The 24,321-nt window shown below is 36.6% G+C and carries 29 protein-coding genes and 1 pseudogene; 24 read left to right on the forward strand and 6 right to left on the reverse strand.

Annotation, left to right across the window (positions count from 1 at the left end; genetic code table 11):
- The first annotated feature begins 172 nt into the window (after positions 1 to 172).
- The 6 genes from TR08_RS07980 (at position 173) to TR08_RS08005 (ending at position 4,626) form a co-directional block, all read left to right on the forward strand.
- Positions 173 to 1,117 (forward strand): ring-cleaving dioxygenase, encoded by a 945-nt coding sequence (locus TR08_RS07980; RefSeq protein ID WP_045517231.1) that lies wholly within the window; start codon positions 173 to 175, stop codon positions 1,115 to 1,117.
- On the forward strand, positions 1,117 to 1,731 hold the full coding sequence (locus TR08_RS07985) for an alpha/beta hydrolase (protein WP_045517233.1): 615 nt from the start codon (positions 1,117 to 1,119) through the stop codon (positions 1,729 to 1,731). The genes TR08_RS07980 and TR08_RS07985 overlap by 1 nt, the downstream gene beginning before the upstream one ends.
- Positions 1,732 to 1,757: 26 nt before the next feature.
- Positions 1,758 to 2,177, forward strand: a complete 420-nt coding sequence (locus TR08_RS07990; protein WP_045517234.1) for a DoxX family protein — start codon at positions 1,758 to 1,760, stop codon at positions 2,175 to 2,177.
- A 208-nt stretch (positions 2,178 to 2,385) separates the two neighbouring features.
- The gene (locus TR08_RS07995) at positions 2,386 to 2,817 is read left to right on the forward strand and encodes an organic hydroperoxide resistance protein (protein WP_045517236.1); all 432 of its coding nucleotides are present in this window, start codon (positions 2,386 to 2,388) and stop codon (positions 2,815 to 2,817) included.
- A gap of 139 nt (positions 2,818 to 2,956) precedes the next feature.
- Complete coding sequence (locus tag TR08_RS08000; RefSeq protein WP_045517237.1) at positions 2,957 to 3,427, forward strand: CBO0543 family protein; 471 nt, start codon at positions 2,957 to 2,959, stop codon at positions 3,425 to 3,427.
- 566 nt (positions 3,428 to 3,993) lie between these two features.
- Positions 3,994 to 4,626: an FMN-dependent NADH-azoreductase gene (locus TR08_RS08005; RefSeq protein WP_045517239.1), complete on the forward strand. Its 633-nt coding sequence runs from the start codon at positions 3,994 to 3,996 to the stop codon at positions 4,624 to 4,626.
- 58 nt (positions 4,627 to 4,684) lie between these two features.
- Here the strand turns inward: TR08_RS08005 and TR08_RS08010 are convergent, their stop codons facing one another.
- A complete protein-coding gene (locus tag TR08_RS08010) occupies positions 4,685 to 5,449 on the reverse strand; it encodes an IclR family transcriptional regulator (protein WP_045517240.1) in 765 nt (254 codons plus the stop codon).
- Between the two features lie 284 nt (positions 5,450 to 5,733).
- Between TR08_RS08010 and TR08_RS08015 the strand changes: the two genes are divergently transcribed.
- The 5 genes and pseudogenes from TR08_RS08015 to TR08_RS08030 all read left to right on the forward strand — a co-directional run bounded on the left by TR08_RS08015 (position 5,734) and on the right by TR08_RS08030 (position 9,143).
- Positions 5,734 to 6,798 (forward strand): Gfo/Idh/MocA family protein, encoded by a 1,065-nt coding sequence (locus TR08_RS08015; RefSeq protein WP_045517242.1) that lies wholly within the window; start codon positions 5,734 to 5,736, stop codon positions 6,796 to 6,798.
- A 357-nt stretch (positions 6,799 to 7,155) separates the two neighbouring features.
- Positions 7,156 to 7,644, forward strand: coding sequence for a hypothetical protein (locus TR08_RS08020; RefSeq protein ID WP_045517244.1), 489 nt, complete (start codon positions 7,156 to 7,158; stop codon positions 7,642 to 7,644).
- Between the two features lie 51 nt (positions 7,645 to 7,695).
- Positions 7,696 to 7,842 (forward strand): annotated as a pseudogene (locus TR08_RS33785) (glucose-6-phosphate isomerase); the annotation flags it as partial.
- Positions 7,843 to 8,002: 160 nt separating this feature from the next.
- Entirely contained in the window at positions 8,003 to 8,326 is a 324-nt protein-coding gene (locus TR08_RS08025) for a 2Fe-2S iron-sulfur cluster-binding protein (RefSeq protein ID WP_045517246.1), read from the forward strand.
- Positions 8,327 to 8,489: 163 nt separating this feature from the next.
- Complete coding sequence (locus TR08_RS08030) at positions 8,490 to 9,143, forward strand: carboxymuconolactone decarboxylase family protein (protein ID WP_045517248.1); 654 nt, start codon at positions 8,490 to 8,492, stop codon at positions 9,141 to 9,143.
- A 50-nt stretch (positions 9,144 to 9,193) separates the two neighbouring features.
- On the opposite strand, the gene TR08_RS08035 is transcribed toward TR08_RS08030, so the two are convergent.
- Positions 9,194 to 9,505 carry a winged helix-turn-helix transcriptional regulator gene (locus TR08_RS08035; RefSeq protein ID WP_045517249.1) on the reverse strand — a complete coding sequence of 104 codons (312 nt, stop codon included), beginning with the start codon at positions 9,503 to 9,505 and terminating at the stop codon, positions 9,194 to 9,196.
- 435 nt (positions 9,506 to 9,940) lie between these two features.
- Here TR08_RS08035 and glpX point away from each other — a divergent pair, with 435 nt between their 5' ends.
- Together glpX and TR08_RS08045 are read left to right on the forward strand one after the other, a co-directional pair.
- Positions 9,941 to 10,891: a class II fructose-bisphosphatase gene (gene glpX / locus TR08_RS08040; protein ID WP_045517251.1), complete on the forward strand. Its 951-nt coding sequence runs from the start codon at positions 9,941 to 9,943 to the stop codon at positions 10,889 to 10,891.
- A 34-nt stretch (positions 10,892 to 10,925) separates the two neighbouring features.
- A complete protein-coding gene (locus tag TR08_RS08045; protein WP_045517253.1) occupies positions 10,926 to 11,150 on the forward strand; it encodes a hypothetical protein in 225 nt (74 codons plus the stop codon).
- 108 nt (positions 11,151 to 11,258) lie between these two features.
- Here the strand turns inward: TR08_RS08045 and TR08_RS08050 are convergent, their stop codons facing one another.
- From TR08_RS08050 to TR08_RS08060, 3 genes are all read right to left on the reverse strand, one after another.
- Entirely contained in the window at positions 11,259 to 12,707 is a 1,449-nt protein-coding gene (locus TR08_RS08050; RefSeq protein WP_238579105.1) for a GMC oxidoreductase, read from the reverse strand.
- A gap of 260 nt (positions 12,708 to 12,967) precedes the next feature.
- Positions 12,968 to 13,837 (reverse strand): Cof-type HAD-IIB family hydrolase, encoded by an 870-nt coding sequence (locus tag TR08_RS08055; RefSeq protein WP_045517256.1) that lies wholly within the window; start codon positions 13,835 to 13,837, stop codon positions 12,968 to 12,970.
- Position 13,838: 1 nt separating this feature from the next.
- The gene (locus TR08_RS08060) at positions 13,839 to 14,618 is read right to left on the reverse strand and encodes a DeoR/GlpR family DNA-binding transcription regulator (protein ID WP_045517257.1); all 780 of its coding nucleotides are present in this window, start codon (positions 14,616 to 14,618) and stop codon (positions 13,839 to 13,841) included.
- Between the two features lie 194 nt (positions 14,619 to 14,812).
- Between TR08_RS08060 and TR08_RS08065 the strand changes: the two genes are divergently transcribed.
- The 4 genes from TR08_RS08065 to TR08_RS08080 all read left to right on the forward strand — a co-directional run bounded on the left by TR08_RS08065 (position 14,813) and on the right by TR08_RS08080 (position 18,121).
- Positions 14,813 to 15,739, forward strand: a complete 927-nt coding sequence (locus tag TR08_RS08065; protein ID WP_052427389.1) for a COX15/CtaA family protein — start codon at positions 14,813 to 14,815, stop codon at positions 15,737 to 15,739.
- 153 nt (positions 15,740 to 15,892) lie between these two features.
- Positions 15,893 to 16,426, forward strand: a complete 534-nt coding sequence (locus tag TR08_RS08070; protein WP_045517259.1) for a sigma-70 family RNA polymerase sigma factor — start codon at positions 15,893 to 15,895, stop codon at positions 16,424 to 16,426.
- Positions 16,427 to 16,428: 2 nt separating this feature from the next.
- Positions 16,429 to 16,836, forward strand: coding sequence for a PadR family transcriptional regulator (locus tag TR08_RS08075; RefSeq protein WP_045517260.1), 408 nt, complete (start codon positions 16,429 to 16,431; stop codon positions 16,834 to 16,836).
- A 7-nt stretch (positions 16,837 to 16,843) separates the two neighbouring features.
- The gene (locus tag TR08_RS08080; RefSeq protein ID WP_045517261.1) at positions 16,844 to 18,121 is read left to right on the forward strand and encodes an FtsW/RodA/SpoVE family cell cycle protein; all 1,278 of its coding nucleotides are present in this window, start codon (positions 16,844 to 16,846) and stop codon (positions 18,119 to 18,121) included.
- 55 nt (positions 18,122 to 18,176) lie between these two features.
- Here TR08_RS08080 and TR08_RS08085 read toward each other — a convergent pair whose 3' ends face one another.
- The gene (locus tag TR08_RS08085) at positions 18,177 to 19,037 is read right to left on the reverse strand and encodes an AraC family transcriptional regulator (protein WP_045517262.1); all 861 of its coding nucleotides are present in this window, start codon (positions 19,035 to 19,037) and stop codon (positions 18,177 to 18,179) included.
- A gap of 165 nt (positions 19,038 to 19,202) precedes the next feature.
- Here TR08_RS08085 and TR08_RS08090 point away from each other — a divergent pair, with 165 nt between their 5' ends.
- The 7 genes from TR08_RS08090 (at position 19,203) to TR08_RS31850 (ending at position 24,076) form a co-directional block, all read left to right on the forward strand.
- Complete coding sequence (locus TR08_RS08090) at positions 19,203 to 19,673, forward strand: hypothetical protein (protein WP_045517263.1); 471 nt, start codon at positions 19,203 to 19,205, stop codon at positions 19,671 to 19,673.
- Between the two features lie 99 nt (positions 19,674 to 19,772).
- Entirely contained in the window at positions 19,773 to 20,270 is a 498-nt protein-coding gene (locus tag TR08_RS08095; protein ID WP_045517264.1) for a protease inhibitor I9 family protein, read from the forward strand.
- A gap of 338 nt (positions 20,271 to 20,608) precedes the next feature.
- On the forward strand, positions 20,609 to 21,322 hold the full coding sequence (locus TR08_RS08100; RefSeq protein WP_045517266.1) for a CAP domain-containing protein: 714 nt from the start codon (positions 20,609 to 20,611) through the stop codon (positions 21,320 to 21,322).
- Between the two features lie 353 nt (positions 21,323 to 21,675).
- A complete protein-coding gene (locus tag TR08_RS08105; protein ID WP_045517268.1) occupies positions 21,676 to 22,605 on the forward strand; it encodes an LCP family glycopolymer transferase in 930 nt (309 codons plus the stop codon).
- A gap of 185 nt (positions 22,606 to 22,790) precedes the next feature.
- Entirely contained in the window at positions 22,791 to 23,402 is a 612-nt protein-coding gene (locus tag TR08_RS08110) for an FMN-binding negative transcriptional regulator (protein ID WP_045517270.1), read from the forward strand.
- Between the two features lie 82 nt (positions 23,403 to 23,484).
- On the forward strand, positions 23,485 to 23,556 hold the full coding sequence (locus TR08_RS31845) for a MerR family transcriptional regulator (protein ID WP_238579108.1): 72 nt from the start codon (positions 23,485 to 23,487) through the stop codon (positions 23,554 to 23,556).
- On the forward strand, positions 23,537 to 24,076 hold the full coding sequence (locus TR08_RS31850) for a GNAT family N-acetyltransferase (protein ID WP_152597367.1): 540 nt from the start codon (positions 23,537 to 23,539) through the stop codon (positions 24,074 to 24,076). Before TR08_RS31845 ends, TR08_RS31850 begins: the two co-directional genes overlap by 20 nt.
- The last annotated feature ends 245 nt before the right edge of the window (positions 24,077 to 24,321 follow it).

Genomic DNA, 24,321 nt, shown 5'->3' on the forward strand with positions numbered 1-24,321 from the left:
AAATCACCATTGCTTTTTGGTCACAAGGACGGTCTATGTGACCACTTTGGAGAAATCTCTATTGCTTTCTGGTCACAAAGACACTCTATGTGACCACTTTGATGGGTTCCCCATTGCTTTTTGCTAACATGAAGTCCATATAAAATCCCATTAATGAAATGGAGAGGAAACGATGCAAAAGACAGCAGGCATCCATCATATCACAGCGATGGTCAATGATGCCCAAAGGAATATCGATTTTTATGCAGGTTTGCTTGGATTAAGGCTTATAAAAAAAACAATCAACTTTGATCGCCCAGAGGTATATCACCTTTACTTTGGAAATGAAAAGGGCGACCCTGGAACAGTCATTACCTTTTTCCCTTGGGAAAAACAGTTAAAAGGACGAATTGGTACCGGACAGGTAGGTGTAACGAGTTACCGCATCCCAAAGGGCTCCATTCCGTTTTGGGAAAAACGATTGAAAAAATTCAATATTGAATCTACCTCTTCCATTCGCTTTGGAGAAAAATATATACGATTTATCGACCCAGACGGTTTACTGCTTGAACTAGTCGAAAATGATGATGGACCAATTAATAATTGGAGCTTTGGCGGAGTTCAAGCAGAAAATGCTATTAAAGGGTTTGGCGGTGCAATTCTTTACTCTGCTCAGCCGCATAAAACAACAGATGTACTAGAAAATGTGATGGGATTAGAATGCATTGGTCAAGAAGGGGATTATCTAAGATTTAAGGCAGAAGGACATCTCGGAAATACCATTGATATTCAGCTGAGTCCATCTGTCCGTGGTTTAATGGGGGCAGGTACTGTTCACCATATAGCTTGGAGAGCAAAGGATGAAGAGGATTTACTCAGATGGAGATCACTTCTCCAAGACAAAGGCTACTATCCAACAGAAATTCGGAATCGAAACTATTTTAAAGCAGTGTATTTTCATGAAGAAGGAGGCATCCTCTTCGAAATAGCTACCGACCCACCAGGCTTTTCAGTGGATGAACCGGTTGCTGACCTCGGGAAAAAACTTATGCTGCCATCTTGGCTAGAGTCAAAAAGAAATGAATTAGAAGAGACCTTACCGCCTGTAGAGGTAAGAGTTCTAGAGGGAGATAAATAATGAAACATATATTCAATAAGGGACAAAATCCAACGAAACCAACGTTGTTATTACTTCATGGCACTGGAGGAAATGAATTAGACCTGCTGCCACTTGCAGGAATGATTGATGACGAGGCAAATGTTTTAAGTGTTCGCGGGAATGTATCAGAAAATGGAATGCCACGATTTTTCCGCAGATTGGCAGAAGGTATTTTTGATGAGGAAGATCTAATTTTTCGAACAAAAGAATTAAACGAGTTTTTAGATGAAGCCGCTGAAAAGTATGATTTTAACCGCAATAATATTCTTGCAATTGGTTACTCAAATGGAGCAAATATTGCTGCTAGTTTATTATTTCACTATCAACATGCATTAAAGGGTGCGATTCTTCACCATCCAATGGTGCCGCGAAAAGGAATTGACCTTCCTGATTTAACGGGGAAATCAGTATTTATTGCAGCTGGGACAAATGACCCTATTTGTTCCCCTATGGAATCTACAGAGCTTCAGTCTTTGTTAGAAAAGGCAAAGGCGAAGGTAGAAATCCATTGGGAAAATAGAGGCCATCAATTAACCAGTCAAGAAGTAGAAGCAGCTGCAAATTGGTATCGAAAGCATTTTATAACTAAATAATATAACTTCACGGGGGAAATACGAAAATGTTAAAGAATGAAATTGGAGCACTTATTTTACGAGTTACATTAGGAGCAATATTTTTTATTCATGGAGTTGTAAAGTTTCAAGGTGGAATAGAAAACACGGCAGGCTGGTTTGAAAGTCTTGGCTTACCAGGAGCTGCGGCATATGGAGTTGCTTTACTCGAAATTATTGGGGGGATCCTATTAATCGTTGGATTTGCAACAAGACTTGTAGCAGCGTTGTTTGCATTATTAATGATCGGAGCAACATTAAAAGTAAAACTAGCAATTGGTTTATTAGGAAATGGTCAAATGGCCGGTTATGAATTAGATTTAGCATTCTTAGCTATTGCGGTATATCTTGTCATTAATGGAAGCAAGCTATTCTCATTAAGTAAATTAATATTTCACAGGGATACTACAAACTCAAAAGCAATTTAACATAAATAAAAAATATAAAAATAGAAAATAATAGGCTAATCGGAACCTTTCGATTAGTTTTTTATTACATAGAAAATACTTAAAACTCTAAGGAATATTAAATACTGCCAAAAGAAATAATAGGTAGGAAATTATGTTTAAAGTAAGGTTTTTAGATCACTTTTATAAATCTTAAAGTGCTAACATTTTACAATAAAGGAGAAAAACGATGACAAAACAAGAACCTTTATTTACGTCCTCTGCTACAGCTGTTGGGGGTAGGCATGGAAGAGTGGAATCTGCTGATGGCAATATAAAAATGGATTTAGCCATGCCTGGAACCCCAAGAGCAAAAGAATTACCAAATGCGACAAATCCTGAGCAATTGTTTGCTTGTGGTTACTCTGCTTGTTTTGATGGGGCTCTACAAAACATTGCAAGGCGAGAGCGTGTTAAATTTGATTCAGAGGTAACGGCAAATGTAAGTTTTTTAAAAGATGAAGATGATCAAGGATTCAAAATTGCTGTAACGTTACAAGTAAAAGGACATGGGATTGAAAAGGAAAAATTAGAAGATCTAGTACAAAAGGCACACGAATTCTGTCCATACTCAAAAGCAACAAGAGGGAATATTGATGTTACTTTAGAGGTTGTAGAATGAAAATATCGATATACTTTTATTCCTAAATAACTGAGCAAAACATGTCGTAACAGTCGCGGAATGGGTAAAGAACGGAAATAGCTAAAAGATTGAAAGAGCTCATCTTTACTATAGATTGGCTTCTCGGAAGGATGTTTTTATGGAAAAGAAACTGTTGAATTTACTTACTGCTTTGTGTTTAGTTTCCTTGCCATTTTTATTTAAAGGATCTAAAATGCGAGAAAATCTTGTTGTTTTTTTCTCGAAAGGAGTTATTGCGACTCTGATTGATGCTTATGTTGTAGGAACAAAAAGACTTGAATATCCAGTTCGTCCTTTTCCAAAGATTTTTAAGACTAACATCATTTTTACAGTATTGTTTTTTCCACTTTTAAGTGTTATATGGGTTAAACTTTCTTATAATAATCATTTAGGCAAAATACTTTTGAAAAGTTTACTTTTTAGTGTTCCTATGAGTATCGGTCAATGGTACTTTGAAAAGAATTCTAGGTTATTCAAATGGAAAAAATGGACACCCTTTCATACTTTTGCAATTGTAAATGTTACTTTGTTTACTATAAGAGGTTTAGTTGGGTTTTTAAAAAAATTAGATAAGATAAAGAGTGCATAAATTTATAGAGAGCTAATTCAAAGGTGAATAGAAGAAATGTGGGGAATGAAATGACTAGTCTAATTTTAGATAATTCGAAAATTGGGGAAGAAGCATTTGAACTAATCTGAGAGAATACCAATGATGCTATTTTTCTAATTGGTCAAGATGGAGCCATTCTACATGCAAATCATACTTTTACAGATATATTGATGAAGAAACGGCTTCGACAGTTTTAGAATTTCAGGAGGAGCTAAATATATTTGAAGCAAAGGAAAACGAAAAGACCTGGTATTACTCCTCTGATACACAAATAAATTTCCAACCTGAGGAAAAACTATTGGTGATCCTTGTTGATCATAAAACTGTCTATCCGACTCAATGATTAACTCTATTACTTAGAATAAATATAATTAGTCTGATGGGATTATAATTCCACAGACTTTTTTATTAGCTATCTAATATCTAAAACAGGAAATATCTACTATGCGAGATTTATTGACAAGAATTCTAGATTAATATATTATTAATTCGAGATAAATGATATAAAGATAATAAAATTAAAGATAAAAAGGAGAATTATAAATATGAATGTTTTAGTAGTTAAAGCAAATAATCGTCCAGCTTCAGAGGCTGTATCAAGTAAAATGTATGAAACTTTTATGGAGAACTTAGAAGGCGTGAATGTCACAACTTTCGATGTTTTCGCTGAAGATATGCCTTACTTTGGACAAGATTTATTTAACGCTTTTGGAAAAGTTAAATCAGGCGAAGAAATGACAGACCTAGAAAAACGTCTTCTTGCTGCAAAACAAAAAGCAATGGACGCTCTTACAGCAGCTGACTTAGTTGTATTTGCATTCCCATTATGGAACTTAACAATCCCAGCACCATTACAAACGTTCATTGATTATGTATACCAAGCAGGTTTCACTTTCAAGTACGATGAAAATGGTCAAGCAGTACAATTAATGACACACAAAAAAGCGATTATCCTAAGTGCACGCGGTGGCGTTTACTCAACGCCGGAAGCAGCACCAATGGAAATGTCTGCTACTTATATTAAAAACGTAGTAGGCGGAGTATTTGGTATGGAAATCGTAGACGAAGTTATTATTGAAGGACATGCTGCAATGCAAGCTCAAGCTGAAACGATTATTGCTGAAGGACTAGAAAAAGTTAAAGAAGCAGCAAAGAAATTATCAGCAGTAGCTGTATAATAATGAAGTAAACAAAACGAAAGGCGCTTGGATATCCCAGCGCCTTTCGTTTTATCTTTTACTCGAGGTGTCGATTAATATTTTGACATGTATTGTGGAGGGCACTAACTAGCTTTTCTTCATTCCCATAAAAACGTGTAGATGGAAGCGGAATGGATACTGCACTTCGATTTCCCAATCGATCTACTACAACAGCCCCAACTGCACAAATTCCTTCAATATGCTCTTCTCTTGAAAAAGCAACTCCATCTTTATGGACCGTTTCTAACTCCTTTAACAGTTCATCCCGATTCGTAATGGTTTTATCCGTGTATCGTTTTAGCTCTTTCGGCAGTAAGTTTTCAACATCCGTTATTGGCAGTGAAGCGAGAATGGCTTTTCCGTTTGCAGTGCAATGCAAAGGAAAAGAGGCACCAGGCTGTGATGTTGCTTGTAACGGATGTGCCGCGATAATTTGATCAACAAAGAGAACCTTACCGTTATCTAATATAGATAGGTCGACCGTTTCATTAATCATATTTGAAAGCTGGATTAAAAATGGTCTCAATTCTTCTCTTAAATCACTATGTACAGCGCCAGCAAGCCTTGCGATTTCAGGGCCAAGGCGAAATCCGCTGTTAGCAGAAGCTGCTGCAACTAGGTTTTCTTGCTCTAATGCTGCCACAATTCTTTGGACGGTTGACCTAGCCAGGTCTACTTCTTTTGAAATCTGTGTAAGGCTTAATCCTTTTGGATGCTCTCTAAGCGTTCGTAGTACTTTAGCTGCACGCGTAATAACTTGGATACTAGATGCTTTATTTTGACTTTGGTCATTGTCGTTCAAGATATACACTCCATCCTTTAACCGATCTCATATATAAAATTTTAATATTAAAATTTCAATTTCAGCAAATACAGAATAGCCATACATATAGTTATAATAACAAAATTATGAAGAAAGAATAATTGACAGGTTCTTTTATAATAAATTATACTATAATTAACCGCTATATGATACAAGTGTATCGCATGTCGGTTAATTGTTGCGATTATATTTTTGTTAATACAAATATTTATAAATATGAAACCGAATTAATGGGGAAATCAGGTGGAAGGAGAGCGGTTGTAATGAAAAAGGAATTCGGGTTTGCTATTGTCGGAACTGGGCTAATTAGTACCACGCATTATGAGCAAATTTCAGCGATTGTAGGAGCTAGAGTGGTTGCTGTATATTCCCGAAATGAAGAAAAGGCAAAATCACTTGCGGAAAAATCAGGTGCAGATTGGTATACAGATTATCAAGAAATGCTGAAGAGGAAGGATATTGATATTGTATCGATTATTACACCAAGCGGCACTCATGCTGACATGGCAATAGAGGCAGCGCGGGCAGGAAAGCATGTAATTGTTGAAAAGCCAATGGATATTTCCCTTGAGAAAGCACAGCAAATGATCGATGTATGCCGTGAACATCATGTTAAATTAAGTGTTATTTCACAACATCGCTTTGATTCTTCAGCTGTGAAGATTAAAGAAGATATTGATTCAGGACGATTTGGAAAAATGGTCCTAGGGCAAGCGGCTGTGAATTGGTATCGTCCTCAAAGCTACTATGATACTAGTAAATGGCGGGGAACAATGGAAATGAATGGAGGCGGCGTATTAATCAATCAGGCCATTCATACCATAGATTTATTTCAGTACTTCATGGGAGAGGTGGAAAGTGTATACGCACATACAGCCATATTAGCTCATGAAGGAATTGAAGTGGAGGATGTGGCTGTTGCCACGGTGAAATTTAAAAATGGCGGGTTAGGAACAATAGTTGGAACTACTGCTGCTTATCCAGGCCTGTCAACCCGATTGGAGATTATCGGAACAACAGGTACTGCAGTGATTGAGAATGATCAATTAATGAAGCATTATCTACGAAATCCAAATAATGAAACAGAAGCTATCAACTTAGCTGATATTGAAAATCATAATGGAGGAGATCGTGATCATGCGTCTGTTGATCCTTCAGCACTTGATGGTGCCTCCCATCGTTTACAGTTTATCGATTTGATAAATGCCATTCAGGAGGATAGAGAACCTCTTGTGAATGGTGAAGAGGGTTTAAAACCACTAAAAATTATATTAGCTATTTATCAATCCGCACGGACAGGTGAACCTATACAAATCGATGATTATTAACAAAGTTTAAATATCTCAACTACAAAAACAGCCCATTTTTTAACAGGATAGACGAACTAAAACCCGAATCATGGAAAAATAAAATTTTCCCTTATTCGGGTTTTTTGTGTCTAATGAACTGAGGTCGTATTATTTCTAACCCATTGTAGGAATTTACATTACCACTTTCATTTTCGACTTAAAAAGTATTTATTGAATAAGGATTAAAAATTCTGGGGTTACTACATATATACTTACCAAAAGAGATTAATACCAATTGTTTTAAAAAGAAAAATGTATCTAGGTTACTTTTTATATTCCTGTCATTTTTCGTTAGAATAACATATTTAAAATACAAAAAAACGCGAGGTAATTAAAGTGAACTTGTTAGAATCCAAAGTTATCCAAACAAAGTTAGAAAAAGAAATATTTATTGATCAAAGCTCAAACATTGAAATAAAGATATTTCAATTTCTTGAAAAGGACATACCCTATTATGAATTTATGCTTGGGTTAGAGTTTCTTCGTATAAGGGAAAATGAGTTTTATGGAGCTGAAAAAAAGTATTTTGGTATACGCTTTACAGATAATATGCAATCTTTAATTGTTTTTGAACCGGATAAACATAGTATTTTTGCCACAAAGAACGAAGAGGAAAAAAAAGCAGTTACAGAATTAATTATGTATGTATTAACTAAATCCTCTATTTTTAAAGAATTGGTATCGACCATGGTTAATAATCTTCAACATGAAAATGTAGTTTGTGAAAAGGAAGACAATGAAGTTGATACAAAGCAGGTACATTTAGAAAAATTGTTAAATGTAATGATTGAAAATGTTAAATTTCATATCGAAATGAAAGATTAAGTATTGGGGGAAAGCTTTGGGATTTTTTGATGAAAGGGTTACGTCTTTTGAAAAGCTTGTGGAATTAGCGGTTTGTTGATGGGAGTAAATCCATTTGATAGCCTGGAGTAGAAGCATTTAAGAAAAAACATGTTCCCTCTTCTTGGAAAACCAGTATATGAAGGAGAAAAAGTGGTTTTGTTAGAGCTTTTAAAATAATAAGTTTGTAATATATATTTTCTAAATTAGGATTGGTGAAGCTGCTCTTTAACTTATTTATGTTAACAAAGCTCCACATTGGAATGCAAATTTTTCAGTAATGTGAATATAAAATCGGTTGACCAATACCAAAGTTAATATAATATGTGGGGGAATAGAAATGCCCAAAATCACAGTTCTAGGATATGGAACTTTTGAAGTGGAAAAAGGGAGAAAGCTGGTACTAGCATTAGAAGACAATGGTGTAAATATCCTTCACCAATGTGGAGGAAAAGCAAAATGTACAACTTGTAGAGTAGAAATAATGGGTGGGGAACTTTGCATCGAAACAACTACTGAAAAAAACGCCTTTAATAAGAAGGGGATTTTTGATGATAATTTACGACTATCTTGTCAAGTTCGAGTTGATGGAGATGTAGAAATTATCCCAATTATGACGTTAGAAAATTCCGGAATGGAACCAGGGCCAAGACCAGATGAATGAAATGATTAATTGTAGTTATGGCTGAAGTAATAGAGAAAATTTAATAAAACAAAAAATGAACAATGGCAGCTGTTTAATCATAATGAAATATGTAAAATTAGATAAAAATAAGGAGCATGGGTATCATGCTCCTTATTTTTATTAGAAAGAAAGGATGTCTACAATGACAAACAATTTATATGATAAAGGAAATTTAAAAAATCTTAGTAAACTTAAAGAATTAGCACCAGAACAGCTGCAAGCTTTTTCGGAATTTAATACCGCAGTAATGACAGAGGGAGCACTTAGTAAAAAAGAAAAAGAAATCATAGCGGTTGCAATTGCCCATGTAACGGAATGCCCTTATTGTATTGATTCCCATACACGTCGTGCGAAAAAAGAAGGAGCATTGCTAGAAGAATTAGTAGAAGCGGTCTTTGTCGTAGCAGGAGTAGAGGCAGGTGGAGTGGTAACTCACAGTACTCATATACATAATGCGATGGATTTAGAAACAGATGATTCACTTTATAAACGCTCAAATCTTAAAAACCTTGGTCAATTAAATAAATATGCTCCTGAAGGCTATAGAGGTTATTCTACTTTTAGTAGGACTGCGATGAAGGACGGCAAATTGAGTGGGAAAATTAAAGAGATTATTGCTGTGGCAGTTGCCCATGCTACTCAATGTCCATACTGTATAGATGTTCATACGAAAAATGCCATAAAGTTTGGATGTACAAACGAAGAGCTTGCAGAAGCCGTAATGGTTACTTCCACATTACTTGCAGGAGGAGCTTATGCTCATATTGCTAATTTAATACAAAGCTATGGTGATTAATATAAAAATACAGTGAAAGACCTCTCCATTCATTAGAGAGGTCTTTCAATTTATAGCCATTTATCTGCCCATTCCTCTAAAGCTTTGAGCGAGCGTCCAAGTTCTGTCCCTTTTTTGGTTAACGAATATTCGGTCCGTACAGGACGGTCTGCAATTACATTTCTTAACACAATTCCATTGTCCTCGAGCTCTTTCATCCGTTCATTTAATACCCTTTTACTTAAGTCTGGTATAAAGGCATGGATTTCACTAAATCTTTTAGGCTCCTCCATTAATGTGTGAATAACAAGACCAACCCATTTTTTCCCTAATATATGATAGCACTCTTCAACTTTGCTGCATAATTTATTTTCTGTTTCCATAAATAAACACCCCAAATGGTTTCTTGGTTATTTTTAATAACCTTAATTTAATAATAGCAGAATTATTTATTAAAATAAAGTATCTACTGGAATAAAATTACCAAGTTTAAGGATCTGTGTTTATCTGTTCACGAATTTGACACATATAAATTGACAACAAAATTATAAAAAGTTATTATGGTTACATAAAGTTACCAGGTAATTAATAAAAGAACTAGAATTGAAGAGTAATATTTTTTTAAAAATAATCTCGAAATCAAGATTATTCAATTAAAGATAAATAAGATCTACCTAGTTCAAATTTGCGGAGGTCATTATGAGAAATCCATATTTTAATATTTTATCTCGAATTGAAGATTATTGATTTCGAAATAATGAAAGACAAATAAATTAATTATAACGAAATCATTTTTTACAAAAGGAGTGTTAGTAAGAATGGATAGAAATTTATCAATGGAACTTGTACGAGTAACGGAAGCTGCAGCACTAGCTGCAGGACGGTGGATGGGAAGAGGAAAGAAAGAAGAAGCAGATGACGCTGCTACACAAGCCATGAGAGAGATGTTTAATTCTATTCAAATGAAAGGGACGGTTGTTATCGGGGAAGGAGAAATGGATGAAGCGCCAATGTTATATATTGGGGAAGAATTAGGAACATGTGATGGGGTTGAAGTTGATATTGCTGTAGATCCTTTAGAGGGAACCAATATTGTTGCTGCAGGTTCTTGGAATGCTCTTGCTATCATTGCTGTTGCTGAGAAAGGGAATTTATTGCATGCTCCAGATATGTACATGGAAAAGATTGCTGTGGGACCTGAATCAGCAGGGAAAATTGATATTAATGCACCGGTCATTGACAATTTAAAAGCTGTGGCGACAGCCAAAAATAAAAACATCGAAGATCTGGTTGTGGCTATATTAGATCGTGAAAGACATGAAAAAATGATTCAGGAAATCCGTCAATCGGGAGCAAGAATTAAACTGATGCAAGATGGAGATGTTGCTGCAGCTATCAATACAGCATTTGATAATACTGGTGTTGATATTATGCTTGGTTCTGGAGGTGCGCCTGAAGGGGTAATAGCAGCGGTTGCACTTAAAAGTTTGGGTGGAGAATTTCAAGGCAAGCTGCTCCAACAAACGGAAGAAGAAAAAATTAGGTTAAATAAAATGGGCATTACTGATTTTAATAAAGTTTTATTTATGGATGACATCGTAAAAGGCGATGATGCCTATTTCGCTGCAACAGGTGTAACCAATGGTGAGCTTTTAAGAGGAGTGCAATATAAGGGGAATATTGGAACAACTCATTCAGTAGTTATGCGTGCAAAAACAGGGACAGTTCGATTTATTGAGGGACAACACAGTTTGGATCAAAAACGATAATCGTTTTTTGGGACTATAGAAATGTGGGATTAAATTGGGGAAAAATGCTAGTCAAAAAATGATAGAACCAGAAACAATCTCTTCAACTATCAAGGTTAGAAAATTTGGTTTTAGAGATATCTATGCACTGGCTACCATCGTACCCGGTGTCGTCTATCTATTGATTTTCGTTGTATTAATCTTTCTATATCCATTAACGAAACAACGGATGAAACAGCTTACCATTGATTTAACAGAACAAAGAAAGACCAGAAAATGACGGTTGCAAATAGAATTTTAATAAAAATAATAGTTTACATGTTTTGTAGGTATGTAAAAAGGGGTGGGTGCCTATGGCCCCATCCCTTTGCTTGATTAGCTTGAGATTTCATCCTGACTGACGAACAATGTGATCTGCTAGTCTAATTGCTAATGCAGTATTTGAAAGAACTGGACCTGCAGCTGTTAGGCTAGGCAGAACACTATTATCGGCTACAAATAAACCTTGAACACTGTGCACTTGACCATAACGGTTTGTCACAGAAGTAGCTGGATCTTCTCCCATTCTGCACGTACAAGCCTCATGCATGTCAGCACCAGGCGGCCTGAGTGCCATAGTTTCCTCCATAAGAGTCACTCCCATTGCATCTGCGGATTCTCGAATTCCTTTTGCTACTTGGTCCGCAGTTTTCCGGTCCTTGTTACTTAAAGAATATTGAACTTGCTGCAATGGTACACCGAATTCATCTTTTGCAGATGGATCGATAAACACTCGATTCTCAGCTCGGGGTTCAACTCTTCCAAAGGAGGCGTAAACAACCATGAGCTGATCTTTTAATGCTTTATCTTCAAATTGCTGGTATGAAAAATATTGATCAGGTCCTAAAATTTGAATTTGATAAGGATCCTCTTTTGTCTCAAATTTTAAAATCGCTAAATTGCCAAGCTTATCAGAGAATTGTCTACGACTTATGGTTCCTATAGCAATAATGGATACATGCCCTGTTAAATAACGCCCAATGGCAGGGCCTTGAATACCAGAGTTTAGTAGTAAGCGAGGTGTTTCTAAGGTGCTTGCAGAAACTACTACATTTTTTGCTCGAATCGTATGTGCTTTCTTGTCTGCGGTAAATACCTCGACACCAGAAACTTTCCCATTTGCTGTATGAATTCGGGAGGCATAGGCGTTTACAGCGAGGTCAAACGGACGGTCAAACTGGGCAGCAGCCAGTGCATTGATTGAACTATACCAAGGATTTGAATGAACCTCACCTTGGCGGGATGGTGTCATATCAAAGGCAAGGGGCATATCATCTGCTTCGAGAATACCGTGTGAATGAAGCCTCTTTAATAGGTTATTTTGCATTGATGAGCCCTTAGCATAATCCCTTGTGACATGCAATAATTTCTCAGCCATGCCGTAATAGACATTTAGTTCCTGACGATGAATCGGCCAATTATTTAGTTCAGATTGAATCGGTCTTGGGGTAGCGGCATTCCAAAACAATGACCTGCCTCCAAGGGCGTAAACCATTGTAGCTCCTGAAAATTGTGGTAATCTCTTTCCTAGAGGAGTTGAATTGTCAGGAAGCAGCACATCTCGAGCGGTATTAACGTTTTGAGTAGGAATGTTGAGCGAGTGTGAATGGAATAATTTATCCCCTTTCTCAATAATACCGATTTTTTTTGCCCCTTGGCTTTTCCAAAGTTCACACAAGCGATAGAGTGTTGCTCCCCCTCCAGGTCCTGAACCTACGATGAGAACATCGTAATGGGTGTTTGACATTTCTTCTACTGTTTTTGTCGGTATCCAATTTCCCTTATACTTAACGACCACATGAACCACCCCTTGTGCACGCATTTTATTCCATTAGAAAGATATGTATTACTGCTAATCCTATATGTTAGTGTTAAATAAGAATGTAAAAATTAACAAAGGAGCTTGATATCCAAGCCCCTTTGTAGAAAGTGTTTTTGAATTTTTTAGGCGATAGCTAATTTGAGTAAAAATTCATATCTGGACACTTTCTTAATTTATGATTAAACCCATTGTCACGCCGCAATTGCGTTACGCCAATTAGAGGTTAAGCACCTTGTTTAAATTTTGGTACCATGAATAAGTGAATTAATAAAATGAGCAACTCCATCTTCCACATTCGGAAGGGTCACTTCATGACAGGATTTTTTTATTTCATCTGGGGCATTGCCCATAGCTGCACTTCTTCCTGCCACTCGCAGCATGGATAAATCGTTATAGCTGTCGCCGACAGCCGCAGTATCCTTTAAATCGATATTTAACTTAGAAGCCAAAATGTTTAAGGCAATGCCTTTTGAAGCATTCTGATGTTCTAATTCAAAATTATGTTTGGCAGAGGAAACAATCGTTAAATCAGTCGTCCCCTTAAAATGTGCTTTTCCTCTTTTTAACTTATCTTCATCAAATGAAAAAGCAAGGATATTATAAAAATCCATTCCTGTCCCTGTCAGGTCTTTGCTGGAGTGGATAAAGGAAAAACCTGTTTGACTGTATTGCTTTTCGGCTGCGTGTTTTAGCTGCTCTATGCTTACATCTGGATTTCCACTTGTCACTCTGTCCATTTCGATAGCCAAGAGTTCACGGCCATTTTGTGGAGTGATTATGGAATCATTGCTGAAAACCTCATAATAGAAGCCTTCTTGCTCTAGCCAGCCTAAAATATTGAGAGCTTCGTTTCGATTTATTGGTACAGATTGAAAAAGTTCCCCATTCGGTTGATGGATGGTTGCTCCGTTGGCCCCAATAATCCACGTTTGTAAACCAGTATCTTTGAAAATTGATTGAACGTCAAAATGGGCACGACCTGTAGCCACAACAACTTCAACCCCATTGGTTTGGGCGAATTTGATGGCATCCAAATTCTTATCGCTAATATAGTTATCTTCATTAAGTAAAGTGCCATCCAAATCCAAAGCAATTAGTTTTACCATCTTACTCATCTCCCTCGTCCTCTTGATCCACGGTTAATAGTTCAACATTGTTTTTAGCTAACAGCTCTCTAAATGCTTTCGGTGGTGTTTTATCTGTAATCAGAAGGTCAATATCCTGTAAATCAGCAAACCGAAAAAAGTCAGTGATTCCTAGCTTTGTATGGTCTGCTAAAACAATTACCTGTTTGGCTTGCTGGATCATTTTGCTTTTAACAACCCCATCCTCCTCATGAGCGATGGTTAATCCTTTTTCGGAAATACCCACGACTCCAATAAAGGCTTTGTCTACATGGTAATCTGAGAGTTTTTCAACTACAGATGAACCGTATAAAAATCGGTGCTCTTTTTGCAGTGTTCCTCCTAAGAGCTGGATATTTATTTCCGGCTTGTCAGACAATACCTCAGCCTGATTAATCGAGTTTGTAATAATGGTACAATCAACGCTTCTAATTTGTTCTGCACATGATTGAACCGTTGTGGAGGCATCCAATATGACCCTGTCCCCGGGATAGATCAATGAGGCTGCCATTTTTCCAATCCTATTCTTTTCTTCTGATACTGTCTTTAGCCGATTGGTATAGTTTTTAATTTCATCATGAATGGTTGGAAGAATTGCCCCTCCACGGGTACGAACAATGGAATTTTCTTCTTCGAGCCTGACAAGGTCTCTTCTTGCAGTATCTCTTGAGACATCAAAGAGGGAACAGATTTGGTCAACAGAAATTCTGTTGTGCTTTTTTAAAAATTCCATAATGGATAATAATCTCTCTTCTTGATACAAGGTATCACACCATCTTTTAAGTATTTTTAAGTAATTATATATAAAGCTATAAGTTATTTCAAGTATTTTTAAGTAATTCAAGTAATCGATGTTTTTATATAATTTTTAGAAAAATCAAATAATAGTGATTAGACTCACTTTGCTAGTTTTCAAATGTTGTTAAACTTTGGTTAAAAGTTTGCTGACAGGAGGGAATGATTATTATTAAACTAGTGGCTATTATTTCATTGGCACTTACCTACATACTAATCGTGTTCGGAGGATATGTAGCTTCTTCGGAATCTGGAATGGGATGTGGGCCAGAGTGGCCTTTATGTAATGGAGAGGTAATTCCTATTTTAGAAAATGAAACTCTAATTGAATTTGCACACAGGGTTATTGGGCTTCTTCTTGCGATTTTAGTAGTCAGTCTTTATGTTCAAATCAAACGGAAAAATAGCAGTAACATACTCCAAAAAGCAGGGAATTGGCTGATAGTTTTATTAACCTTACAGGTATTAGCAGGGGCAGTGGTTGTCGTACTGGACTTGCCATCCATTGTCGTTACGGTTCATCTCCTTGTAGCCATGTTGTTCATGCTTGTTTTATTATGGATTTATCGAACTGAATCTCATTCTCGAATTGAAACGATAGTAAGTGACACCGAGAAAGTAAAAATCATATCTCAGTTAAATGTATTGATTATCCTGCTTTTGTTAACTATGGGGTTTGGTGCATATATCAAGCATGAGTATTATGGATTGGCCTGTGATTGGCTAGATTGTAGAGAAACACTGCTACCCGTAACGAAACCTGAAATCCTTCAAACTGGGCACCGGGTATTGGCGGTACTTACTGCAGCATATACCATTCTCCTAATGTTTAAGGCTTATATGAATAATTGGGGCCTGGGATTGAAGAAGCGGTTACTCCTTGCTGCTGCTGTGGTATTAATCCAGATAATAAGTGGCATCCTCACGATCGTAACGAATATCAGTATCCCATGGGCAGTTGTCCATCTAGCAATCGGTACAGCTTTGTTTATGATAATTGCAGATACAAGAATAGTAATGGGAATAACGATTACTAAGGTTACTGGGGGGACGTGGACAGATGATAAGGGACAACCAATTAACAAGTAATCGTCTAAAAGTTTTACCCGAAAAATAGTAATGGATACAAAAGAAGCTTTAGGATAAGGTTAACTTATTCTAGGCTTCTTTTTTTGTAAAAAAGAAGATCTTAAAAACTTCCTAAACGGATACATCGTCTAAGTATAGGAAGGAGTGAAGGTAGTGGAAGAATTGATTATAGATGGATTTTTATCAGAAGATAAAGAACTCCTTATGGATGAGATTATGAATCAATATGGACAGGAGATCTTACAGCTGACATATTCCTATGTTAATAATAGAGCGATTGCGGAGGATTTAACGCAGGATATCTTCGTTAAATGCTATAAAAGCCTCCATACATATAGCGGAAAATCTAAACTGAGAACATGGCTGTGGCGGATTGCCATCAATCATTGCAAGGATTTCCATAGAAGCTGGTACAACAAGAATGTCGTCATAGCGGGTGAAGAGATACCCAGTAACGGTACCAAAAGAGAACTCGTAGAGCAGGCAGTGATTCAAAAGGAAGAAGATGATGAATTAATATCTGCGATTATGACACTTCCGATTAAATATCGGGAAGTGATTTACCTCTTTTACTATGAAGAGATGCCGCTTAAGGAAATCGCAGTGGTAACGGATACAGGTGTTAATACCGTTAAAACTAGACTAAGGCGGGCCAAAGAACTTTTGAAAGAAGAATTGGAGGAATAGGTGTGGAAGATCGCTTAAAGAATTTAAAGAAAGTAATGGATAAAAGAACATTTGCTGACTTGAACTTTTCAGACCAGCACCAAAAGTCAATACACAAAAAAATAAACCAATTGGAAGTAAGTGATGAGGAAATTCTGCTAGCCGTCATGCAGCTTCTTGTTCAAGAAAAAACAGGACATGAATTAACTTTACTTCTTCGGGGACGGGGAATTCAGAAATTTGAGAATAACGAAGGTTTTTTGTATACCCTGTTACATCGTTTAGAGCAGTCTGGGTGCATCGAAACTAACTGGGACGGGTCTGGAGCTAAATATTATTGGTTAAAGGATAAAGGCAGGAAGTTATTAAACATAGCTGAACAAAAGCGAACAAAACGACGATTTGTATTTAAAGAATTGTTAGAGGGGTGAGTGAGCATTGACGAATAATAAAAAACAGATTTTCTTAAATGAGGTCACTGACCAAATACGGTCCAAGGAAGCCAAAAATTATGTGGCGAACGAATTAAATTATCATTTAAAGGAAGCAAAAAGGATATGGGTGGAAAAAGGATTACCAGAGGCTGAGGCAGAAGAAAAAGCGGTCGAGCAAATGGGAAGTCCGACAAAACTAGGAATCCAACTCAACAAGCTGCACCGTCCAAAGGTGGATTGGTGGCTAATGCTCCTGTTAGCAGCTGCCTTAGGTTTAAGTTTCCTGCCAATGTTCTCTCTTGGTTATATGAATGAACCGTACTTTGTAACTTACAAGACGCTTATTGTCTTTATTGGTGGTGCGGTAGCAGCAGGGATAATGCTGGTTGATTATCGGAAATGGAAAAAGCTTGGATGGCTATTTTACCTAGTGGGTGTTTCTCTGCTGCTCATCTTGATGTTTTTCCCCAATACTATGGTAAACGGGATCCCACTGCTAAAACTTGGACCAATTACAATTGAAAGTCTGATGGCCTTGCCGTTTTTCTATCTTGCCTGGGCTTCGTTTTTCAACAACGAAAAATTAAGGATTTGGCAGTTTGTTATACTGTTTCTCAGTCCAATACTTCTATTTCTGGCAGTAGCGAGTATTCCAAACGTCTACCTATATTTTGTGATGATATTCGTTATGCTTTGGTGGAGTAAATATAGTAAAAAGGTTAAATGGTTGATTACAACTGGCACATTTAGCTTAATTTTATTTATAGGCATAGTAGCTTGGCAATTTGTTAAGCCTTATCAGATTGTAAGACTGCTAGCGTTTTTTGAGCCAGAAAAGTATGCAGACGGGGCAGGATACATGATCCTAAAGGTTCAGGAACTAATGGAAATGGCTGGCTGGTTTGGCTGGCTTGGACAACCCACAACAAGAAACTTTATACCAGAAGCGCATACGAACTTTGTTTTTGTAAGCTTCACGTATTACTACGGCTGGCTTTTTGGATTTTTTCTCGTCATGATTCTCTTGCTTTTTGCAGCTAGAATGATTGCCATCCATCCAAAGATTAAGGATTCTTATGGAAAACTTCTTCTAATTGGCGGAGTGGCCCTTTACGGGATCCAGCTGGTAAGCAATATTGGAATGGTACTGGGATTCTTCCCGATGACGTCAATGTCGCTGCCATTTATTAGCTACGGTTTAATGCCTACTTTGCTTAATGCAATATTAATCGGCGTAGTGTTAAGTGTTTACCGCCGGAAAGATTTGGTATGGTCAAGGTAAAAAAATAAGAACCCTGATAACGGACAGTTATCAGGGTTCTTATTAGTGTATGTCCTTATTTAAGTGGAATCCAAATTTCAGAGTAATAATCAGGGCTTGATGGATTTCCATCTGTATAGACTTCTAAGTCAGGGGTGCCAGCATGCTGATAATGACTGGATGGAAACCATTCTGAGATGATTTGTTTCCAAGTATTCTGCATGGCATTAGGCATAGCACCATGTACTTCAAATACTCCCCATTTTGATGCAGGGATTTCCAGCGCCAGTAGACCATCCGGTGTGTCTCCAGTATGACTTGTTGCAATCCAGTAATCCATCAACAGAGATCCTGCTTCACGTTTATCGACGCATACCCCAAGTACACCTTTAAGTGGACCATTATTCACCTGGAATAATAAATCGTTTGTTCCATCTACATGAACATCATCCCACATTTTAGGTATCCCAGCTAAATTCTCCCCATTTTCGCATGAAAACTCACGCTTCACTCCTACTACTTTAAAGCTTTCTTTTTCGACAATTTTGTAATTCATAGGTTCTGCCCCTTTCAAATTCACCTGTATGGACAGGCGGTTATAAGATTTAAGCTTTCCACTGTAATTACGTGCTCGACTGGGTGTGATGCCATGCTGCCTGCGAAAAGCCTTTGAAAAAGATTCAGGAGTGTCGTAGCCATATTTAAGGGCGACATCAATAATTCTAGAATCTGTCGAAGATAGTTCTTGGGCTGCGAGTGTTAGACGTCTTCGACGAAGATACTCACCTACAGACATATCTGTAAGTACTGTAAAAATACGTTGAAAGTGAAACTCCGAAACATTCGCTTGTTTAGCAATACTCTCAATCGATATTTGATCTAGTAAATGTTCTTCCATATAATCTATAGCCTTTTGTAATGATTCTACCCATCCCATATTGCTCACTCCTTATGTATATAGTAACAACCATTTCTATTAAATTCCTGTCAATTTCTGCTTTGTAGTAACAGATTTCCTTCATTTTCATTTTTAACCTTTTGTGTTCAAATGTCCAACAAGTAGGAATGTTTTGTATAAAAGTGGTACGAATGCGCACCGTATATGAAGGCTGATAAAAAGAACGTGAAGATGGGAGATACCGTATCTGCAACGCTTTTGTTAAATAACGTAGATAAATTGAAAAACGCGGAGTGGACACTGAACAATATTGTTCAAAGCTTTGAAATTTTAGACGTAAAGCCGAGCGATGCACTTGCGGAATACGGACCTGCTGCGGTGAATGTAGAAACTACAGGCAACACTTCAAAAGTGAAGTTAACTATGGAAGAACCGGTCAGCGGAAACATTCCTGCCATCAATCTGACGTTGAAAGTGAAGGATACCGCTTTTACAGTGAGCGCAATAGTCAATCCGACGGTCGCGTATACAAATGAGCTGGGCAATCGAATATCCCTTTCTTCTGCGGGAATGGAATGGATGATCCAGCCGACTTTCTCTGAAGTATTTGGCACATTAAAAGCAGAGGCTATAGCATATAATGCTGTAGGAAGAATAGCGTTTTTTTTGAAATGACATCCGCCTTGAAAAAATGTTTGATAAGGGATGATAAAGGACAAAATTCTGTTATATAGTCTTTTTAAAGCTTCAGCTAAAAAGGGGATGTAATGATAAATGAAGAAATATTATATAGGGGTCATCTTGGCATCAGCTTTCCTGTCTATATTAAGTGGATGTCAGGAAAGTAATCATAATGTAAATGAGGAAAAGGTGGTGAAAGAAACGATGAACCCTTCAGTCCATATAGATCCTGCCATAGACCTTTCAAGTGATCAAATCATCTCGATCATCATTGAATTTAAAACAAAACCAGCTAAAATAGCGGTTTTAGAAGCAGAAGCGAAGGGGATTCCTTTAACAATCGAGGAAGCCAAGGAAAAGGTAGAAGAAAGTCATGTAACCTTTCAAAAGGAACTTCAAACATTATTAGATAAGAACCAAGTACCCTATACAGTTAGGAACACATATAAGACTGCCTTCAACGGAGTTTCTATGGAATTACCAGCAAATGAAATCATAAGGTTGGCAGAGTCTTCTTCAATCATTTCAAAAATATATCCAAACAAAAAAATTCAGCTAGACCCACCCATTTCACCTTCTGATCAGAAGTAAAAATATATGTGCCTGAAATACATCCTTTATTTAATATTTCTGTTAGTAATGATACTTGTCTGAAATATTTGTTAAGAATGTTCAGTTTATTGAATGCTGTCAATCCTCTTTTTTACAATAATTCCTGGTTATTTTTCCTGAAATTAGAAGACTTGAAAATAAAAGAGTTCTGAGTAATGAATTCTGCAAAGGCTTATATTTAGAGTGTAAATAGGAATTTGGGGCAGTAAAGAGGAATAGTAGTGGTTTTACCTGTAAAATCCTCCCTTAAATATGACAAAAATCGTATGTTACGATGAATTTGCTAATAACGGCAATTATTTTAGGAGGATGTTAATATGTTAAAGAAAAAAGCACTTCTAACCGTAGTAGCTGCGGCTGCTGTAGTAATGGCGAATCCAGCATTAAATAAAGCACATGCGAATAGTTATACCCCTGTAGTACAGGAAAAGGTCTATGTATATCAAGGATCTAATATCAATGAGATTAATAGTGTAATAGAAAAATATCTTGCTAGTTTTGGATTTACAGTTCCGAAAACCACTGTAAAGCAGCCAGTCCAGACACAACCAAGTCAACAAACACAACAACCTGCTCAAACAACTACTCCACAACCTGTGCAGCAGCAACCTGAGACATCAACAAAACCAACTACACCACAAACTACAAGTACTTTAAGTGCTTATGAGCAAAAAGTGGTCGACCTTACCAATCAAGAGCGTGCAAAAAATGGTTTACCTGCACTTAAAGTAGATTTGACGCTTAGCAAAATGGCACATGAAAAATCACGTGATATGTCTGAGAACGGCTATTTTAGCCATATAAGCCCGACTTATGGTTCACCGTTTGACATGATGAAAAAATATGGGATCACGTATCGTTATGCCGGTGAAAATATTGCCATGGGGCAGCGAACTCCTGAAGAAGTTGTCAAAGGGTGGATGAATAGTGAAGGTCACCGCAAAAACATTCTTAGCCCGAACTTCAACTATATTGGTGTTGGTTACGTCTCACAAGGAAATTATTGGACACAGGAATTTATCGGTAAATAAGAATCAAATATAGATCTAATCATGATAGCTTGGGGATGATTTTTTCCTCAAGCTATTTTTCGTAAATAATGGAAAGCTTTATTTATATGGCTGTGTTTGTAGATTATTAGTATATAGTGAAACTCATAATCGACAAAAAATTTTCTAGGAAATAAGTTAAAGTTCGTTTTACAAAAGGGGTGATGGCGCTTTTAAACAAACGTTTGTTTAAGAATAATTTCTTAATATTATGTCGATATTCTAGAAAATATGTAAAGTAAATAACAATAAATCGACATGTTCCTGTAATTCCTTTGACACAACTCTTTGGTAACCTATTTAAAAAATGCTGTTTTGTTTAGGAGGACCATGAAATGAGAAAGAGAAAAAGGAGGAGGCTTAACTGGCGAAATATAATACGCTTGTTTTTATTTATTATACTTATCGCTGGCGGCGTCTATGGGTTCTCTGTCTATAAATCTATTAATAATGCTGTAGCAACAATGCATGAACCTCTTGATGGCAAACAAAGTAAGGTGAAACCAGAAGCTTTAAAAAAGAAAGAACCTTTTTCTGTTTTAATGCTGGGTGTGGATGAACGGGAAGGAGATAAAGGCCGTTCTGATACGATGATTGTGTTAACAGTGAATCCAAACAATAATTCCGTAAAAATGCTGAGTATTCCAAGGGATACTCGAACAGAGATTGTAGGTAAGGGGAAAGAGGATAAGATAAACCATGCTTACGCGTTTGGCGGTGTCCCAATGGCGGTAGATACTGTTGAGAAATTCCTTGATATTCCGATTGATTATTATGTGAAAATCAATATGGAAGGCTTTAAGGATATTGTTGACAATGTGGGCGGAATTAATGTCGAGAATGATTTTGCTTTTACAATGGAAGAATTTGATTTTCCTACTGGTCGGATTCACCTGAATGGCGAGGAAGCATTAATTTATATAAGAATGAGATACGATGATCCGAATGGAGACTTCGGCCGTCAAGAACGTCAACGCCAAGTTATTCAAGCTGTGATCAAAGAGGGCGCAAGTATATCAAGCTTATCGAAAGCCCCAGAGATCTTCCAAGCAATTGGCGGTAATGTCAAAACTAATCTTACCTTTGAAGAGATGATTGACATCCAAAAGAATTATAAAGATGCTGGAAAAAACATCGAACAAATGGTATTACAATCAGAAGGGAAAATGATTGATAATATCTATTATGGACTTGTAACGATAGCAGAACAACAGCGTATTCAGGATGAATTGAAATCACAACTGGAAATGAATAGTGAAAGCTGATTTTTTATTAGCATAATTAATATTATAATAACGCTCGGATTTTTATCGAGCGACTAAAGGACTGGCGATTCTCTTCCCCAGTCTTTTTTCTATTTCTAAAACCTGAATTGTTATCATTGCAAAAGAAGGTTTTTATTAACTGACAGAGAAATAATTCAAATACCTTTTGAGTGGAGATGATAGTTATGTATATACCTAAACATTTTAAAATTGATAATGAAGAAGTTATCCATGATTTTATTGAAAAAAATAGCTTTGCTACATTGTTTTCTCAGCATAATGGTGAGCCCTATGCCACTCATCTACCGCTGCTTTTGAATAAAAAAGAAGGTTATTTGTATGGACATTTTGCCCGTCCGAACGAACAATGGAAGGATATCGTAAATCAAAATGTTCTTGTTATCTTTCAAGGTCCTCATTGCTATATTTCTCCATCTTGGTACGAGACCAACCAAGCTGTACCAACTTGGAACTATGTTGCTATACACGTATACGGTCAGTTGGAGATTGTAGAAGAAGAGCAGGAAGTATACGAAGCTCTGTCCGAAATGGTAAATAAATATGAAAAACAAGACAGTTCCTATCAGTTAAAGAATGTAGATTCCAGTTTTATTAAGGGGATGAGTAAAGGAATTGTATGTTTTAAAATCCAAATAAATAAAATAGAGGGAAAAGCCAAGCTGAGTCAAAATCATCCTGTAAACAGACAAGAATTAATCATTAAACAATTAGAAAATAGTATGGATCAAAATAATATACATATAGCCGAACTAATGAAGAAACAATTAAAAAATTAATGTTTGACTCTGTGGTGCACCCCACAGTTTAATATTGATGTGGGAGGGAGAGAATCTGTACAAGATTAGTGATTTTTCAAAAATGACAGGATTAAGTAAAGAAACACTGCGGTACTATGCAGAGGTAAAATTACTTGAACCTGCTTTTAGTTAAGTATATTTCGAACATTAGGGGGATATTTGCCAGTGTTTTAGTGGACCAAAAAATTTATAAGCTAGAAAGAGTTAAGAAAAAAATTAAAACAAATGGAAAACTCAGGAATACAAAAGAAAGCGATCATCACATAATTAAAGACTGGGTGTTTCAGTTTTGTAATGAAATAAATCAACCTTTAAGTTTAGAAGAAGCAGATAAAAGGGCTAAAGAATTGATAATTAAAGGAAATTTTGTTGGATGGGAAATAAACGGAGAATTGGTTTCTATGGCATATGCTACACGTCCAACTCAAAATAATATTACAATCAGTTATGTTTACACTCCGATTGGAGAAAGAAAAAAGGGATATGCTTCCGATTGTGTTTCAGCTTTGACTCAATCCTTATTGGAGCGAGGTTATAAAACAACAAGTTTATACACTGATCTCAGTAATCCTACATCCAATAGAATTTATATTCAAATTGGTTATGAAGCGATAATGGATTCAATTGTTATCATTTTTATAAAGAAAAAATGAAAAATCGAAATGTGTCCACTACTATGTATCTAGATACTTGATCTTATGGTTAGTTCGACTAACTAAACAGATTGTGAAGAAATGTACTTTAACTAACGGGTGCTTGAGTTGAAGATGGAGTTGCGGCAAGCAGTTCTTTTTTTTCGTTGATCAACTAACGTGCAGGTGTGCGGCCGAGCCTAGGTCGTATCATATAGCGGGTGGAATTCCCGTCGAGTAAGAACTAGCCATTCGCTCGTAGCGAG

It is taken from the genome of Neobacillus niacini (genome assembly GCF_000759675.1).
GTDB lineage: Bacteria > Bacillota > Bacilli > Bacillales > Cytobacillaceae > Neobacillus > Neobacillus niacini_A.